The organism is Streptococcus devriesei DSM 19639, assembly GCF_000423725.1.
Classification (GTDB): domain Bacteria; phylum Bacillota; class Bacilli; order Lactobacillales; family Streptococcaceae; genus Streptococcus; species Streptococcus devriesei.
Map to the genome: position 1 here is coordinate 333,596 of NZ_KE384084.1, position 13,959 is coordinate 347,554.

Genomic DNA, 13,959 nt, shown 5'->3' on the forward strand with positions numbered 1-13,959 from the left:
ACATTTTAGGGTCTATCATCAGCACAAAAAAACTTACCATGCAATAATGGTAAGCTTGATATATAATGGTTGATTAATTATCCAACTCTCTTGACGGCCGCTGTGTCTTTTCTATTAGCTTATTTAACTGCTTTGACAGCCGCTACTGCTGCGTCGTAATTAGGATGGTTGCCCATGTCTTCTAAATACTCAAGATAGGTAATTTTATTGTTCTCATCTAAAACAAAGACCGCCCGTCCCAGCAAGTGCAATTCATTTATCAAAAGCCCGTAAGCCTTGCCAAATGAATGATCATAATAATCTGACAGGGTCACTGCATCTTCTAAACCGGCAGATCCGCACCAGCGAGCCTGAGCAAAAGGCAGATCAACAGATACTGTAATCACAACCGTATTGTCAGCATCTGACAGTTCTTGGTTAAAGCGGCGGGTCTGGGCATCGCAAACTCCGGTATCAATAGACGGCACAACACTGATAACCTTTTTCTTGCCGGCAAAATCTGCCAGTGTTTTTTTAGACAAATCCGTATCTGTCAAAACAAAATCCGGTGCCGTGTCGCCGACCTGCAGTTTAGTTCCTGCCAGTGTAATCGGCTTTCCTTTGAACGCTGTCATAACATGTCCTCCTTTTTTCTTGTCCTTATTGTAGAATAATTCTTACTTTTTAGCTACTCATTTGACCGTAAATGCAGTCATTTTTTAAAAGCTCTGCTTTAGCACAACTTTGTTTTGACACAAAAAATACTGAGACAGTTGTCTCAGTGTTTTTGATTAAGCTGCATCATCTTCTGTGAATTGGCTGTTGTAAAGATCGGCATAGAAGCCATCTTGAGCCATGAGCTCATCGTGATTGCCTTGTTCGATAATGTTGCCGTCTTTCATGACAAGAATGAGATCGGCATTGCGGATCGTTGAGAGGCGGTGGGCAATGACAAAGGAAGTTCTGCCTTCCATCAGGTGATCCATCGCTTTTTGAATCAGTTCTTCTGTACGCGTATCAACGGATGATGTCGCTTCATCAAGAATCAGCAGCGGTGAATCTTTAAGCAGCGCCCGCGCAATGGTCAACAGCTGCTTTTGCCCGACTGACAGGGTCACCGAGTCATCTAAGACAGTGTCATAGCCCTTAGGCAAAGTCTTAATGAAGTGGTGAACACCGACAGCTTTAGCTGCCGCAATGACCTGCTCATCTGTGATGTGTTCCTGATTGTAAATCAGATTTTCCTTGACAGTTCCTTCGAACAGCCAGGTATCCTGAAGCACCATGGCGAAGGCATCGTGCACTTCTTCACGTGTCATGTCGTGCACATTGACCCCATCAATAGCAATGCTGCCCTTATCAACCTCATAAAAGCGCATCAAGAGATTGACGATAGTGGTCTTACCGGCACCTGTCGGTCCGACAATAGCCACCTTTTGCCCGGCTTTGGCATGGGCTGAAAAATCATGGATAATCGTTTTATTGGGCTGATAGCCAAAGAAGACCTTGTCAAAAGTAACATCTCCCTTGACCGTCTCAAGCTGTCTTTTCTTGTGATCTTCTGCTTCCATTTCGTCTTCATCCAGAAATTCAAAGACACGTCCCATAGCGGCATTGGCCGACTGCAGCTGCGTAATGCCCTGAGCAATCTGACCAATAGGCTGTGTAAAGATGCGAACATAGGTCATGAATGCAACAATAGTTCCCATAGTCACATCGCCATTTAGCGCCATGCGGGCCCCTACAATACAAACCATGACATAGCCGAAATTACCAATGAACTGCATGAGAGGCATCATCACTCCTGAAAAGAACTGTGACTTCCACATGCTTGAAAACAGCTGATTGTTTAAGGTTTCAAACTGCTCTTTACTTTGCTGGCGCGCATTGTAACTGGAAACAACATTGTGTCCTGAATAAATTTCTTCCACATAGCCGCTGACATTGGCCAGATTTTTTTGCTGGCGTTTAAAGAGCGGCTGACTTTTTGCCATGATGATACTTGACAGCGCAAAGCCTGCAAAAACAGACAGAATAGCTGTTGCAGCCAGAGAGCCGTTGGTCTTAATCATCATAAAGATGGAACCAATCAAAAGGATAACAGCAGCGACCATAGAAACCAAACTTTGGTTAAAGGATTGGGTCATCAAGTCCACATCGTTGGTCACGCGCGACAAGGTATCTCCTTGTGAATGACTGTCAAAATATTTAAGCGGCACCTTGTTGATTTTATCTGCAATCGCATTGCGCAGACGCTGAGAAAATCCTTGAATCAAGGTTGATACAATAAAGCTTGCAGCATAGGAAACGAGGGCTCCGCCAATATACATCAAGGCCAGAGCAAAGGCGATTCCGGCAATTTTATCCAAATCGATCTTGCCGGCAAGTCCCTTAGTCATCGTATCAGTCATTTCCTTAAGCCTGTCGGGTCCGATAACTGTAATCGTACTTGAAACAACCGTAAAAGCAGCTGCCAGAGCAAACAGGGCCTTATATCCTTTAAGGTAAGGAGCCATCTGGCTTAATAATGATTTCTTTTTATTGTCCATTTTCTAACTCCTCCTTCGATAATTGGGAATAGGCAATTTCCTGATAAATGTCATTATTGGCCAGCAGCTCTTTATGAGTTCCCTGACCGACGACCTTGCCTTGATCTAAAACCAAGATCTGATCGGCATTCATAATGGTTGAAATGCGCTGAGCAACGATTAATTTGGTCATATCCTTAGTTTTCATCCTCAGATCAGCACGTAAAGTTCTATCGGTTTTATAATCAAGTGCTGAGAAAGAATCGTCAAAAATAAGGATTTCAGGCTTACGAGCCAGAGCCCGGGCAATGGCCAGACGTTGTTTTTGTCCGCCGGAAAAGTTCGTTCCGCCCTGCGCAACTTCTGTATCAAGCCCCTTTTCTTTGCTCTCAACAAAGTCCTTAGCCTGAGCCAGCTCCAAAGCTTCCCAAATTTTAGCATCGTCCAGCGGTGTTTGGCTGCTTTCACCAAATTCCATATTTGAGCGGATAGTACCGCTGAAAAGCACTGCTTTTTGCGGAATATAGCCGATTTTCTTATTTAAATCATCATGGCTGTAATCCTGAACTTTAACGCCATTAACCTTAATCCATCCTTCTGTCGCATCGTAAAAACGCGGAATCAAATTGATCAGAGTTGATTTTCCGGAACCAGTCGATCCGATAAAGGCAACTGTTTCTCCGGCCTTGGCTTTGAAGGAAATATGCTCTATCACAGCGCGGGAATTCTTGCTGTAACGGAAAGAAACATCGTGAAATTCAATTTCTCCTTTTTGGCCGTTATCTGCTTTAGATCTTTCCTTGAACTTGACAGACGGCTCAAGCGCCAATACTTCATTGACACGTTTGGCAGAAACAAGAGCCCGCGGCAAGATAATAAAGATAGCGACCATCATCATAAAGCCAATGACAACCTGCATGGCATAAGATGAGAAGACGACCATATCACTGAAAACATCTATCCGATCCTTAATGGCAGCTGCCGCTGCAGTCATACTGGTTCTTGGGATCTTAATATCATCAATCAAATAAGAACCAATCCAATAAATCGCCAGTGTCAAACCGCTGGAAACGACTGTCATAACCGGATTCATCAGCGACATAAGTCTGTAGACAAATAAATTCAGTTTGGTCAGATTTTTGTTTTCTTCTTTAAATTTATTTTCCTGATAGGCTTCCGCATTGTAGGCACGGACAACACGGACACCGCTCAGAGACTCACGGGTCGTTGAGTTGAGGGCATCTGTCAGGCCTTGTACCTTACGCTGCTTTGGAAAGGCTACAAACATTAAGACAGACAGCAAAATAAAGACAATAAGCACAGCTACTCCAACTGCACTGGTCCACTCATCGCTCTTGCCCCAGATTTTCGTCAGTGCCCAGACCGCCATGATAGGACCGCGGGTTACGACCTGCATTCCCATGGTGATCATGATTTGCAGCTGAGTCAGGTCATTGGTGGTTCGCGTCAAAAGACTGGGAATGGAAAATTTCTTAATTTCAGCATCCGAATAGTCCATCACCTGATTAAAAATGTCCGAACGCAGGCGTGTTGTAAAGCTGGCAGCTGTTCTTGCTGCTAAAAAGCCGACAAAAACTGCCATCAAAAAACTGCCAAAGGAGAACATGAGCATTTTAGAACCCGGCTTCATAATATCTGAAGTCGTCGTTCCTTTTGTCTGCAGCAGGGTCGTAATCTTTGACATATATTCCGGTGTTTTTAAATCCATCCAGACAGCCAGACAAATAAAGACCGTGCTCAGGAGAATCATGCCCCATTCCTTGGCGCTTAATCGTTTAAAAATCTTAAACATGGGTTGCTCCTATTTTTCTAAATTTTTTTTAATTTGTTCAAAAACCTTGTGAGCAGTCTCAAGATCTGCTTTATCAATACCTTTTAACAGCTGCTCATGAATGTTTTGATGAAAGGTGATAATGTCCTCAGCCTTTTCAAGACCTAAAGAAGTCAGCACAATCTGCTTACAGCGCTTATCCTTGCGCGAAGGAACTATCGAGATAAAGCCGTTTTTAGCCATGCGCTTAATAAGGTTGCTGGCAACAGACTTTGAAATCTGCAGTTTTTCCTCAATATCTTTGATAAAAATTTCCTTATCGCGATTTTTAAAAAGATAGATGACTGTGCGTCCCTGCGAGCCGGCTAAGTGCTCAATACCGTGTTCCTTAGCCATTTCCTGAACCGCTGCTTCCATTATATTGATAAAATTTCTGAACAAACCGAAGGGTTCTTTCATGAAAACACCTCACTTTTTCTGAAAATTCCCTTAATAGTTCTCATGGGGATTATTATAATACTTTAGTCATAATTGTCAACAAAAAAGTCTTCATGAGAACTATTTTTCAATTAAATCGTTTTCATTTCCTGCCGCCCTATGTTATGATTGGCTAAACGAATGGCTAAAAAATGCAGTCACAGTAAGAGCTTGATTTTTACCGATCTTCGTGTTAAGATATGAAAGAATTTAATAAGGATGTTTGGGAAAAGCCATCTGTAAAAAAAACCAGTCGATCAAAGACTATACGGGCTTTTACCTTTAGGGTAAGGGCCTTTTTCTCTGCATCAAAAGAAAAGAGGATTTTATGAAACGTCAATCAGCTCTCGTCGTTTTTAGCGGCGGTCAAGATTCAACAACCTGCCTTTTTTGGGCTCTGCAGCATTATGAACATGTCGAAACGGTTACCTTTTCCTATGGCCAGCGGCACAGTCAGGAATTAGCAGTTGCCAAAGAAATTGCTGCTGAGCAAGGCGTAAAAAACCATATACTTGATATGTCGCTGCTGGGGCAGATAACAGATAATGCTTTGACATCTGACATAGCGATTGAAAGTAAAGACGGCGAAATGCCCAATACCTTTGTTGATGGCAGAAATCATCTCTTTTTGTCCTTTGCTGCTGTCCTTGCCAAACAGCTGGGCGTTACCGATCTGGTGACAGGTGTCTGTCAGACAGACTTTTCAGGCTATCCGGACTGCCGCGATGTCTTTGTCAAATCACTGAATGTCACTTTAAACCTTGCCATGGATTATGAATTTGTCATTCAAACACCCCTAATGTGGCTGGACAAGGCTGAGACCTGGGCTTTGGCAGACAGTCTCGGCAAGTTCGACTATGTCCGAGAGAAAACACTGACTTGCTACAATGGCATCCGCGGTACCGGCTGCGGAGAGTGCCCTGCCTGCCAGCTTCGTCAAGCAGGACTGGATAAGTATCTTACTCAGAAGGAGAAAAATTAATGTTTGCTGTACCAAAAGAAATCAAAAAAGAAACTGGTGAATCACTGATTTACTGCCCCAGACGTGTTCTGGTATCAAAAGAATTCACCTTTGATGCCGCTCATCATCTCTTCAACTATGAAGGAAAATGCAAAGCCCTGCATGGCCATACCTATCGCTTGCAGATTGCTGTCAGCGGATTTTTAGATGACAAAGGTATGGTGTACGATTTTGGCAGCATCAAGAGTATTTACAAAGAGCTTTTGGAACCTTATCTGGATCATGCCTACCTCAATGAAAGTCTGCCTTATATGAATACAACAGCTGAAAATATGGTTTACTGGATTTTCAAGACTTTTGAAGCTGCCTTGCCCAAAGAACGAGGCCTGCAGATGGAGACTGTCCGTCTGTATGAAACTCCTTCTGCCTATGCTGAATTTAAAAGGGAATGGGAGCTTGAAGCATGAAAAAACAGCGGCTTTTGAAACTGCCGATTCTTGAAATTTTCGGCCCCACTTTTCAGGGAGAAGGCCGGGCAATCGGTCAAAAAACCATGTTTGTACGAACAGGCGGCTGTGACTATCACTGCGATTGGTGCGATTCTGCCTTTACTTGGAACGGTTCTGAAAAACCAACCATGATGACCAGCGACCAGGTCATTGAGGAACTGGACAAATTAGGACACTATGATTATGTCACGCTCTCGGGCGGCAACCCTTGTCTTTTGGCAGCTAATATGGCAGAACTCGTAGCCAAACTAAAAGACCGTCAGGTAACACTGGCTGTTGAGACACAAGGTTCACGCTGGCAGAGTTGGCTAAAGGACATTGACCAAGTAACCTTAAGTCCCAAGCCTCCCTCCAGCAAAATGGAGGTTAACTTTGAAACACTGGACTTTATCGTCGCCCAACTAGATCCTCAAAAGGTCACCTATAAAATTCCCATCTTTGATGAGCTTGATCTGGATTTCGCTAAAATGATCCAGGAACGCTATCAGCCCGATGTTTTATATTTATCAGCCGGAAATCCTGAACCCACGGCTTCTGGCGACATTGTCCAGCATCAGCTGACAAGGCTTAAAGACTTATGGGAACGCATTGCTCAGGATGATTCTTGGGGCAATGTCCGAGTACTGCCGCAGCTCCACACATTAATTTACGATAACCAGCGCGGCGTTTAATATGAGAAAGGTAAAAATATGTCACAAACAGAAGAAATGAAAGACTTAACACTTTTGGGAAACCAAGAAAACAATTATAACTTTACTTACACCCCTGAAATTTTAGAAGCTTTTGATAACCGTCACAAGGATAATGACTACTTTATTAAGTTTAACTGTCCGGAATTTACATCGCTGTGCCCCATAACCGGACAGCCTGATTTTGCCACTATTTATCTGTCTTATATCCCGGATGAAAAATGTGTCGAATCCAAATCCCTCAAGCTCTACCTTTTCAGCTACCGCAATCACGGAGATTTCCACGAAAACTGCATCAATACCATCGGCAAAGACTTGGTTGAGCTGCTGCAGCCGCGCTATCTCGAGGTTTGGGGCAAGTTCACACCGCGCGGCGGGATTTCGATTGACCCTTATTATAATTACGGCCGCCCAAACAGTAAGTATGAAGAAATGGCCCACTACCGCTTGATGAATCACGACCTTTATCCCGAAACCATTGACAACCGTTAAAAGTTAAAAGCAGAGCAAAATCTATTTCCAAAATTTGATTCAGCTCTGCTTTTTTAGAATTTAAATCTCAGCCTGTTTTTAGCATTTTCAGCATCTGCTCTCTTTGTATTTTGTATTTTAAGCAAAATCCTGATTTCACTTGGCAGACTTTCTGCGGCGGTATTATTTCGACTGCCATTGCAGGAGCCTGGAATATCTATGATATCAATTCATGGTCTCTTAGAAAGCGCAGTCTGATTCATTTTCTCCTTATGGCAATCATTGTTTTGCCAACCGTTTTAGTCAGCGGCTGGTTTCCCATTCGCGGAATGGGCGATATCTTGATCCTACTAGCTGTTTTTGCTTGCTTTGGACTTGTTTTTTGGACGATTGGCTACTTTGCCTTCAGGAACAAATAAAATCTAAAGCAGGCAATTTTCGATTCCACTTCAGAAGAAAAACCCTTAAAATCACGCTAGTGTAACAGTGATTCTAAGGTTTTTTTGTATTTCTTTAGCATATTTGCAAATCCTGATCCTCTATTTTTCAATTAACATCCCCATTTGCAGCCTTTTATGCTATACTTAAACTAATAAAGAAAGCGCTTTCTAAGTTAACGACACTCCTTCCGCCGAAAGTGAACATTTCCATCAACTGCTAATAAAACTGTCAGCTGCTAATCTAAAAAAGGAGACTCCTATGAAAACATTTTTTAAATCTAAGATCGGACGCAGCATTCTTGTCCTTGTGGGGATATTACTGGCAGCTCTGCTGTTTTGGGTCAGCTATGAGGTGTTCAAGATAACACGTCAGCATGATTACCCAGCCTACTATGGGGCTTTAATTAACAAGCCCCTTCCCTATACAGAAGCAGAAATGGACTATATGGTCGACGTGGAAAGATACCAGGACCCCCTCTTCTTTAATGAGAAAGCTTATCGAAAGGCCATGAATCCTGTCACACAGACTCTTTCCGACCGGCAGGAAAAGACCCAACTGCTGAACTGGGCTGACAGCTATCAAAAGAGTAAACCGCAGGAATTAAAAACAAATGAATCTTGGCTTCCGGGCACTGATGTTGCTGTTTCGATTCCTGAAAATTGGGAGCAGACCTATAAAGATCGGCAGGCGCCTACCGGCAACTCCGGAAAATACATGCTTATTCTCAATCATAAAGGGAATTCAGGCGCTTTCGCCTATTTTAAAATCATCGTAAATGCTAAATCATATAACTCTGTCAAAGACTATGCAGCTTCAAGGGAGGGGAAAAAATTCGCTAAAATAAACAAGTCCCAGTATGCCTTTGCCCAGGAATTAAAGAGACAGGAACAGATGCGATTTAACAGAAGTATCGATAATGTCGCCAATTCTCATAACTTAGTAAATGGATTTATTACCTATGCTCCTCTAACCATTCACGGCCGAACCGTCTATGTCTATCAGCAAACCATACCTTATGCTGACGGTGATGTTATTGAAAGTATCTATCTTTTTAAGGTCGGTGACAATATTATATCAGCCAACACCTACTACCGAGCAAAAGATCAGGAAAAGTTTAAAGACTCCCTGGAACAGGCCATCGCTAAAGCTCACACTTTCGAACTAGACTACATGCGAAAAGACGAGCCGAAATATCACGGTATTACCAAAAAAGAGGAGAAACAAAAACAAGAAAGACGGTAACCTCTGAGAGCCTGCCTAGGCACTCAAATCCTTCCTTTGATAATAAGCTGCGCTGACGATCAAGCTAATTGCAATGACAGCTCCAGCAAGAGCTAAATAGGCCGGCTGTAATTTGACCTGACTGAAGACATCTGCGCCGTTAGCAAAATAGTAGGGTGTCAGGTATTTGAGAAATTCAATATCTGGCACAATGCGGCACATCATATCCATGACATAGAGCAGCAAAACCAGTCCGAGTGAGAGACCAATTTGTTTTTTACGGCTGAAAGCAGAAACCAAGAAAGCCAGGCTGCCAATTTCAATCTGCAGCAAAAAGGCTAAGGCATGATACCTGAGAAAGAGATCATAAGAAAAGTCCAAATCAATCTGCCAGATACCAAATGCTTCCAGTCCTATAACGATCAGATTAAATATCAGCAGCATAAGGATCAGACTGATATACTTCCACATCAAGATATTCAGGCGTCCAAAAGGAAGGGTGTAGAGAAATTCACTCGTGTGCCCTTCTTCTTCCTTGGACAGGCTGCTTGCTCCCATCATAGCCGCAAACATCCCTGCTCCAAGTCCGAACATCAAAACAATCTCGGTCGCAAAATAGCCGTCTAAAGTAGCGATACTGACCTTATCCATCCCCAAAGCCTTGGTCATATCTCCCATATTAGCATAAAGAGCTGCTGTATCTGCCAGCTGATCCTCCACACTTTTGTATAAGATAATGCAGCCCCAGCAAACCACTCCTACTGCCAAGGACCAAATGAGCAAACTTTTGACAGTCAGTTTTAATTCATGTTTTAATAAAGTCATTTTGCTGCCTCCTCATAATACTGCAAAAAGAGGTCTTCCAGCGGCGGTTCTTCAACCAGAAAATCATCTGCCTGCATGTCTGTTAGACGAGCCAGCAAGTCGCTGCTGGAACCTGTAAACGTAAAGGATTCTTGCTTATTATCCTTCCAAACCGTCACGCGCTTGGACTGACTGTGTGTCAGGTTTTCGATTGTATCAATTTTTAGGATTTTTCCGTCCTTGATAATAGCTGCGCGGTCGCAGTAATTTTTGATGTCAGACAGGACATGAGACGATAGAAAACACGTGCTGCCCGCTGCACAGGCTTCTTTAACCAAGCTAAAGAAACGCTCCTGCATGAGCGGATCAAGGCCTGAGGTCGGCTCATCTAAGATAAGCAGTTCCGGCTGATGCTGCAAAGCACAGACAATCCCGACTTTTTTACGGTTGCCCAGCGAGAGATCCTCGATTTTCTTCTCCAGCGGTACCTCTAAAAGCCGACAGAGCCTGTCCGCTTCTTGCGAACAGTCTTTTTTTCTGGATTTAGCCGCAAAAACAATGACATCTTTGACTTTCATATTAGGGTAAAACATGGCTTCCGATGGCATGTAGCCGATATGTTTGAGATTTTTTACTAAAGTCCTGTATTTACCGCCAAAGAGGGTCATCCTGCCTTCGCTTGCTTGAATCAATCCCAGCAGACAGCGAATAGTCGTTGACTTGCCGGCACCATTGGAACCTAAAAAACCAAAGATTTCTCCTTTTTCCACACTGAGAGACACGTCCTGCACACCCATGTGTTTGCCATAGTATTTTTTCAGATGTTGAATATCAATTACCGTTTCAGTCATGCTATTTTTCCTTTCCTTGTTTGTAAGTATCCAAAAGCTGATTAAGGTTCTTGCTGTCAATATGGCGCTTGATTTTATTGGCAATAAAAATAGTCAGGTATTCCAGCATCACATAGATGACAAAGCAAGCAGCTGCCAGAAGATTGCCATCAAACCAGCTCAGCCATTGCCCAATAAGGCCATAGAGGCAGGAACAAACGATTAAGCCTAACAGTTCTCTCCCTGCTAACCTATCAGCTTCATCAAAGTTTTTAAACAGAAAAACCTGAATCTGAGTGATAACATAGGCTGCAATAACCATTTCGATTAAATAATAAATATTGGCTGTTGTTCTTCCCTGCAAAAGCTGGTAAACAGCATAGAAAAAATAAACACAAAAACAATAGATAGCTGTCTTATATTCATTGGCAATTTCCTGACTTAAGAAACGTTCCCACCGCTTAGTCTTCATCTTTAATTCCCTCCTGCAAGACCTGTCTGAGTTTATTGGCGTATTTACGTGAGATAAGGACACGTTCACCATTGTCCAGAGTGGCTTCGATCCGGCCAAAGGACTGGCTGCTGAAATACTGAATCCTGTAAAGGTTGAGCACCATAGCCTTGGCAGAACGAAAGAAGCCCTTAAAAGCATAAGTGCTGACTAAGTCTTTGAGACTGTAGGCGACTTGATAGACATCTTTTTGCGTATAGGCAAAAGTTTTACTGTCAATACTCTCAAAATACAAAATATCATCCAATAAGAGGTAGCGTTCACCCTGCTCACTTCTGCCGAGAATTTTCTCACCCCCTTGAGAGACTAAATCACTGATGGCCTGAACAGTGGGAGTCATTTGTCGGTAACGCACGATAACTTCTTCTTGACCATCGGAAATATGTTCTAATCGTAACTTCACTGCTTTTCTCCTTTGCGATTATTATAGCAGAAATTTAAGCAGCATAAAGCCAAAGCCGGTTAAGTTGCATTTTCAGCCGATAAAATGCAAAAAGGAAGCCCTATTATGGACTTCCTTGCATTTTATTGGGAGGTCAGATTTAAAATGCTCAGCCATCAGCTGCTAAACTTAAAAGCAACCGTCAATCCCTTAGACAATACCTTGTGCTGACATCGCTTCGGCCACCTTAAGGAAACCAGCAATGTTGGCACCGACAACAAGGTTGCCTTCTTGACCGAATTCTTTAGCTGCCGCTGCTGAATTTTCGTAGATACCTTTCATGATATCGTAGAGCTTAGCGTCAACTTCTTCAAATGACCAAGAAGTACGGCCGCTGTTTTGAGCCATTTCAAGAGCTGATACAGCTACACCGCCGGCATTGGCAGCCTTAGCCGGACCAAATGAAACACCGTTTTTAAGAAAGATGTCAATTGCTTCAAGTGTTGAAGGCATGTTGGCACCTTCGGTAACAGCAATGACACCGTTAGCCACAAGTGTTTTAGCTTGTTCTTCGTTAATTTCGTTTTGAGTCGCACATGGGAAAGCGAGATCAGCTTTAACGTCCCAAACAGAACCTTGGCCTGCTGCTGTAAATACAGCGTTTGGACGAGCTTCTGCATATTTAACGATGCGTTGGCGTTTTACTTCTTTGATTTTTTTCAGAAGAGCAACGTCGATACCGTCCGGATCGTAAACATAGCCAGATGAGTCTGAAACAGTAACGGCTTTAGCACCAAGAGCTTCTAATTTTTCACAAGCATAGATGGCAACATTACCTGCACCTGAAACAAGAGCCGTTTTACCAGCAAAATCTTCACCGCGTGCTTTGAGCATTTGTTCTGCAAAGTAAACAGCACCGTAACCAGTAGCTTCCGTACGGGCAAGTGAACCGCCCCAAGTCAGCCCTTTACCGGTAAGAACACCTGTGTATTCATTGCGAAGACGTTTGTATTGACCGTAGAGGTAACCAATTTCGCGTCCGCCGACACCGATATCACCGGCAGGAACGTCTGTATCTGCACCGATATGCTTGCTGAGTTCAGTCATGAAGCTTTGGCAGAAACGCATGATTTCGTTGTCTGATTTACCTTTAGGATCGAAGTTAGAACCGCCTTTACCGCCGCCGATTGGCTGACCGGTCAGTGAGTTTTTAAAGATTTGTTCAAAACCAAGGAATTTAACGATAGATTGGTTTACAGATGGGTGGAAACGAAGTCCGCCTTTGTACGGTCCGATAGCTGATGAGAACTGTACACGGAAACCGCGGTTAACTTGAACATTTCCCTTGTCATCAACCCATGGGACACGGAAAGAAACAATACGTTCTGGTTCTGCCAAACGTTCCAAAAGATTTTCTTCGATGTACTGTGGGTATTTATCAAAAACCGGAACCAGAGATTCAAAGACTTCTTCAACTGCTTGAAGAAACTCTGCTTCATGTCCATTTTGCGCCTTAACTTTTTCAAATACGCCTGCAACGTATTCTTTACCTGTTGTCATAATGCATTCCTCCGAAAATGAATTTCGTAATTTTTATTACGTAAAATATTATAAATTTTCTGAATATTCTTGTCAAGCCTTTTTGGATATTTTTTTGAAAAAATCAGTTTTCTATGTCATATAACCTGACATCTTATGAAAAATACACGATTTTCAGACCAATATTTCACAGCTGGCCAATATATTATTTTAATAATTGTGAATTTTTGACAAGACGTCTCCCATTTTATACAATTAAGAATAAACGCTTTAAGGAGTTTTTTATATGAAATGGTTTACGCTTAGCTCAGGAGTTTTAACACTCTTAATCGGCTTTTGGATTTTTGCTAATCCGCTGGTTGTGACAGCTTCAATCGGCTGGCTGCTGGCACTGGTTATTTTCTTAGTAGGAATTACCGGATTTATTGACTATATGTCAAAAACAGGTGAGGAACGCAATATTTGGAATTTGCTGCAAAGTATTATTTCCATTATCTTTGGTTTTATCCTCTTAACTTCCTCTATCTTTTCACTGACAACAGCTGTTGTCACCATTGCTGCCTACTGGATTCTTGTCATTGGCAGCTTGCGGCTGATTTCTGCTTACCGTTTGCGAAAGCTGGGCTTTCCTGACAGTAACCGCCTTTTCATTAGCGGCATTTTTGCTTTTCTTTTGGGGCTTATCCTGCTCGGGCAGCCTCTGCTGTCTTCTGCCATTATCGGCCGTTTTGTTGCCCTTCTTCTGATAGCAACTGGTATTTCAAGTATTTTTGTCTTCTTGCGCCTGCGCTGACTATTGGATTTCGCAGCAAATCAACATCAATA

Annotated in this window: 16 protein-coding genes; 7 read left to right on the forward strand and 9 right to left on the reverse strand. The window is 42.8% G+C overall.

Annotated elements, in window-relative coordinates; translation table 11 throughout:
• Window positions 1-119: 119 nt before the first annotated feature.
• From tpx to G573_RS0107735, 4 genes are all read right to left on the reverse strand, one after another.
• Window positions 120-614, reverse strand: coding sequence for a thiol peroxidase (tpx, locus tag G573_RS0107720; RefSeq protein WP_027976186.1), 495 nt, complete (start codon window positions 612-614; stop codon window positions 120-122).
• Window positions 615-770: 156 nt separating this feature from the next.
• Window positions 771-2,528 (reverse strand): ABC transporter ATP-binding protein, encoded by a 1,758-nt coding sequence (locus G573_RS0107725; protein ID WP_027976187.1) that lies wholly within the window; start codon window positions 2,526-2,528, stop codon window positions 771-773.
• Window positions 2,518-4,320, reverse strand: coding sequence for an ABC transporter ATP-binding protein (locus G573_RS0107730; protein WP_027976188.1), 1,803 nt, complete (start codon window positions 4,318-4,320; stop codon window positions 2,518-2,520). The genes G573_RS0107725 and G573_RS0107730 overlap by 11 nt, the downstream gene beginning before the upstream one ends.
• 9 nt (window positions 4,321-4,329) lie before the next feature.
• Window positions 4,330-4,758 (reverse strand): MarR family winged helix-turn-helix transcriptional regulator, encoded by a 429-nt coding sequence (locus G573_RS0107735; RefSeq protein WP_027976189.1) that lies wholly within the window; start codon window positions 4,756-4,758, stop codon window positions 4,330-4,332.
• A 346-nt stretch (window positions 4,759-5,104) separates the two neighbouring features.
• Here G573_RS0107735 and queC point away from each other — a divergent pair, with 346 nt between their 5' ends.
• The 6 genes from queC to G573_RS0107765 all read left to right on the forward strand — a co-directional run bounded on the left by queC (window position 5,105) and on the right by G573_RS0107765 (window position 9,089).
• A complete protein-coding gene (gene queC, locus G573_RS0107740) occupies window positions 5,105-5,758 on the forward strand; it encodes a 7-cyano-7-deazaguanine synthase QueC (RefSeq protein ID WP_027976190.1) in 654 nt (217 codons plus the stop codon).
• The gene (gene queD, locus G573_RS0107745; protein ID WP_027976191.1) at window positions 5,758-6,204 is read left to right on the forward strand and encodes a 6-carboxytetrahydropterin synthase QueD; all 447 of its coding nucleotides are present in this window, start codon (window positions 5,758-5,760) and stop codon (window positions 6,202-6,204) included. Before queC ends, queD begins: the two co-directional genes overlap by 1 nt.
• A complete protein-coding gene (gene queE, locus G573_RS0107750; protein ID WP_027976192.1) occupies window positions 6,201-6,917 on the forward strand; it encodes a 7-carboxy-7-deazaguanine synthase QueE in 717 nt (238 codons plus the stop codon). Before queD ends, queE begins: the two co-directional genes overlap by 4 nt.
• Before the next feature lie 18 nt (window positions 6,918-6,935).
• Window positions 6,936-7,427 (forward strand): preQ(1) synthase, encoded by a 492-nt coding sequence (gene queF / locus G573_RS0107755; protein WP_027976193.1) that lies wholly within the window; start codon window positions 6,936-6,938, stop codon window positions 7,425-7,427.
• A gap of 83 nt (window positions 7,428-7,510) precedes the next feature.
• On the forward strand, window positions 7,511-7,825 hold the full coding sequence (locus G573_RS11010) for a DUF3021 family protein (protein WP_051175730.1): 315 nt from the start codon (window positions 7,511-7,513) through the stop codon (window positions 7,823-7,825).
• A gap of 280 nt (window positions 7,826-8,105) precedes the next feature.
• Entirely contained in the window at window positions 8,106-9,089 is a 984-nt protein-coding gene (locus G573_RS0107765; RefSeq protein WP_027976194.1) for a hypothetical protein, read from the forward strand.
• Window positions 9,090-9,104: 15 nt separating this feature from the next.
• Here G573_RS0107765 and G573_RS0107770 read toward each other — a convergent pair whose 3' ends face one another.
• The 5 genes from G573_RS0107770 to gdhA all read right to left on the reverse strand — a co-directional run bounded on the left by G573_RS0107770 (window position 9,105) and on the right by gdhA (window position 13,155).
• Complete coding sequence (locus G573_RS0107770) at window positions 9,105-9,893, reverse strand: ABC transporter permease subunit (RefSeq protein WP_027976195.1); 789 nt, start codon at window positions 9,891-9,893, stop codon at window positions 9,105-9,107.
• On the reverse strand, window positions 9,890-10,723 hold the full coding sequence (locus G573_RS0107775; RefSeq protein ID WP_027976196.1) for an ABC transporter ATP-binding protein: 834 nt from the start codon (window positions 10,721-10,723) through the stop codon (window positions 9,890-9,892). Before G573_RS0107775 ends, G573_RS0107770 begins: the two co-directional genes overlap by 4 nt.
• A 1-nt stretch (window position 10,724) precedes the next feature.
• The gene (locus G573_RS0107780; protein ID WP_027976197.1) at window positions 10,725-11,174 is read right to left on the reverse strand and encodes a hypothetical protein; all 450 of its coding nucleotides are present in this window, start codon (window positions 11,172-11,174) and stop codon (window positions 10,725-10,727) included.
• On the reverse strand, window positions 11,164-11,616 hold the full coding sequence (locus G573_RS0107785; protein ID WP_027976198.1) for a LytTR family DNA-binding domain-containing protein: 453 nt from the start codon (window positions 11,614-11,616) through the stop codon (window positions 11,164-11,166). Before G573_RS0107785 ends, G573_RS0107780 begins: the two co-directional genes overlap by 11 nt.
• A 189-nt stretch (window positions 11,617-11,805) precedes the next feature.
• On the reverse strand, window positions 11,806-13,155 hold the full coding sequence (gene gdhA / locus G573_RS0107790) for an NADP-specific glutamate dehydrogenase (protein ID WP_027976199.1): 1,350 nt from the start codon (window positions 13,153-13,155) through the stop codon (window positions 11,806-11,808).
• Window positions 13,156-13,420: 265 nt separating this feature from the next.
• On the opposite strand from gdhA, the gene G573_RS0107795 reads away from it, so the two are divergent.
• Window positions 13,421-13,927 carry an HdeD family acid-resistance protein gene (locus tag G573_RS0107795; RefSeq protein ID WP_027976200.1) on the forward strand — a complete coding sequence of 169 codons (507 nt, stop codon included), beginning with the start codon at window positions 13,421-13,423 and terminating at the stop codon, window positions 13,925-13,927.
• Window positions 13,928-13,959 lie beyond the last annotated feature (32 nt).

Bases quoted from the DNA above. Each gene is read 5' to 3' on its own strand.
- G573_RS0107770 (WP_027976195.1), bottom strand. From the start codon at position 9,893: ATGACTTTATTAAAACATGAATTAAAACTGACTGTCAAAAGTTTGCTC.
- queC (WP_027976190.1), top strand. From the start codon at position 5,105: ATGAAACGTCAATCAGCTCTCGTCGTTTTTAGCGGCGGTCAAGATTCA.
- G573_RS0107795 (WP_027976200.1), top strand. From the start codon at position 13,421: ATGAAATGGTTTACGCTTAGCTCAGGAGTTTTAACACTCTTAATCGGC.
- G573_RS0107775 (WP_027976196.1), bottom strand. From the start codon at position 10,723: ATGACTGAAACGGTAATTGATATTCAACATCTGAAAAAATACTATGGC.
- G573_RS0107735 (WP_027976189.1), bottom strand. From the start codon at position 4,758: ATGAAAGAACCCTTCGGTTTGTTCAGAAATTTTATCAATATAATGGAA.
- queF (WP_027976193.1), top strand. From the start codon at position 6,936: ATGTCACAAACAGAAGAAATGAAAGACTTAACACTTTTGGGAAACCAA.
- queD (WP_027976191.1), top strand. From the start codon at position 5,758: ATGTTTGCTGTACCAAAAGAAATCAAAAAAGAAACTGGTGAATCACTG.
- G573_RS0107725 (WP_027976187.1), bottom strand. From the start codon at position 2,528: ATGGACAATAAAAAGAAATCATTATTAAGCCAGATGGCTCCTTACCTT.
- G573_RS0107730 (WP_027976188.1), bottom strand. From the start codon at position 4,320: ATGTTTAAGATTTTTAAACGATTAAGCGCCAAGGAATGGGGCATGATT.
- G573_RS0107780 (WP_027976197.1), bottom strand. From the start codon at position 11,174: ATGAAGACTAAGCGGTGGGAACGTTTCTTAAGTCAGGAAATTGCCAAT.
- gdhA (WP_027976199.1), bottom strand. From the start codon at position 13,155: ATGACAACAGGTAAAGAATACGTTGCAGGCGTATTTGAAAAAGTTAAG.
- G573_RS0107765 (WP_027976194.1), top strand. From the start codon at position 8,106: ATGAAAACATTTTTTAAATCTAAGATCGGACGCAGCATTCTTGTCCTT.
- queE (WP_027976192.1), top strand. From the start codon at position 6,201: ATGAAAAAACAGCGGCTTTTGAAACTGCCGATTCTTGAAATTTTCGGC.
- tpx (WP_027976186.1), bottom strand. From the start codon at position 614: ATGACAGCGTTCAAAGGAAAGCCGATTACACTGGCAGGAACTAAACTG.